Source organism: Photobacterium alginatilyticum, from assembly GCF_009910675.1.
Taxonomy (GTDB): Bacteria; Pseudomonadota; Gammaproteobacteria; order Enterobacterales; family Vibrionaceae; genus Photobacterium; species Photobacterium alginatilyticum.
This window is the reverse complement of the sequence record NZ_RSEJ01000101.1, coordinates 1-1,741: the sequence shown is the minus strand read 5'-3', so window position 1 is coordinate 1,741 and position 1,741 is coordinate 1. Positions and strand designations below refer to the sequence as shown.

The following is a 1,741-nucleotide window of genomic DNA, read 5'->3' as shown; positions in this document are numbered from 1 at the left end:
ATCGAGAGGCTCGACTAAAAGGAATAGGCGGAGAAATTTTGTGTTATATATGGTAATCCTTCTTATATCTGCCAGAGGGCGTATGATTTAGGAACGCCCCAACAAATATTCGAGGGAKTCGGTAGTTTTTCAACTTTAACATGAGTTTCCGTGGGAATACGATCCRAAMTTCAAAATTKCAAGAAAYTCATTTTCTTCCAAGAAGTCRATTTAAAATTAAGTTTAAGGAATTMAAAATATGAAAATAAGAGCTTCTGTTCGTAAAATTTGTGAAAAATGTCGACYAATTCGTAGACGGGGGCGAATTAKAGTAATTTGYTCCAACCCGAGACATAAACAAAGACAAGGATARTGTAAAAAAAAAATTCTCTAAAAGACCCGATGYACAAATAAAAAARATYKGTTTTGACAAGAAATGGATATATCCATATATCKATATGACTYATATTTATGRGATGATAAAATATGGCAAAAACTATACCAAAARTRGGTTCGCGTAGGAATGGRCGTATTGGTTCACGTAAGAATACACGTAGAATACCAAAGGGAGTTATTCATGTTCAAGCAAGTTTCAATAATACCATTGTGACTGTTACAGATGTAAGAGGCCGGGTGGTTTCTTGGTCTTCGGCTGGTACTTGTGGATTTARAGGTACAAGAAGAGGGACACCTTTTGCTGCCCAAACGGCAGCTGGAAATGCTATTCGTACAGTAGTCGATCAAGGTATGCAACGAGCAGAAGTCATGATAAAAGGTCCCGGTCTCGGAAGAGATGCAGCATTACGGGCTATTCGTCGAAGTGGTATACTATTAACTTTCGTMCGGGATGTAACTCCTATGCCACATAATGGCTGTAGACCTCCTAAAAAAAGACGTGTATAAAAAAAAATATTAAAGAAATTKCAAGAGAAATAAACGATTCGATCAAATAATATTATATTACTATGGTTCGAGAGAAAGTAACAGTATCTACTCGGACACTACAGTGGAAGTGTGTTGAATCAAGGACAGACAGTAAGCGTYTTTATTATGGACGCTTTCTTTTGTCTCCACTTATRAAAGGTCAAGCCGACACCATAGGCATTGCGATGCGAAGAGCTTTRCTTGGAGAAATAGAAGGRACATGTATYACACGCGCAAAATYTGARAAAATACCMCACGAATATTCTACCATAGTGGGTATTCAAGAAYCMGTACATGAAATTTTAATGAATTTGAAAGAAATAGTATTGMGAAGTAATTTATATGGAACTTGYGATGCRTCTATTTGTGTTAARGGYCCTGGGTATGTAACAGCTCAAGATATCATCTCACCACCTTATGTGGAAATCGTTGATAATACACAACATATAGCTAACTTGACAGAACCTATTGATTTTTATATTGAATTAAAAATTGAGAGGAATCGCGGATATCGTATAAAAAGTGAGACTAACTTTCAAGACGGAAGTTATCCTATCGATGCTGTATTCATGCCTGTTCGAAATGCAAATCATAGTATTCATTCTTATGGGAATGGAAATGAAAAACAAGAAATACTTTTTATCGAAATATGGACAAATGGAAGTTTAACTCCTAAAGAAGCGCTTCATGAAGCGTCCCGGAATTTGATTGATTTATTTATTCCCTTTTTCCATACAGAAGAAGAAAACTTAAATTTAGATGACAATAAACACAAGGTTACTTTACCTCTTTTTACTTTTAATGATAAATTGGTTAAACTAAAGAAAAACAAAAAAAA

Annotated in this window: 3 protein-coding genes; all 3 read left to right on the top strand. The window is 35.1% G+C overall.

Going from position 1 to position 1,741, the window contains the following annotated elements:
• The first annotated feature begins 238 nt into the window (after positions 1–238).
• On the top strand, positions 239–352 hold the full coding sequence (gene rpmJ / locus EIZ48_RS31400) for a 50S ribosomal protein L36 (protein WP_160658684.1): 114 nt from the start codon (positions 239–241) through the stop codon (positions 350–352).
• Positions 353–465: 113 nt separating this feature from the next.
• Positions 466–882 carry a 30S ribosomal protein S11 gene (gene rpsK, locus EIZ48_RS31395; protein WP_160658682.1) on the top strand — a complete coding sequence of 139 codons (417 nt, stop codon included), beginning with the start codon at positions 466–468 and terminating at the stop codon, positions 880–882.
• A 62-nt stretch (positions 883–944) separates the two neighbouring features.
• The coding region (locus EIZ48_RS31390) for a DNA-directed RNA polymerase subunit alpha (RefSeq protein ID WP_500690620.1) at positions 945–1,741 on the top strand (797 nt) is incomplete at its 3' end.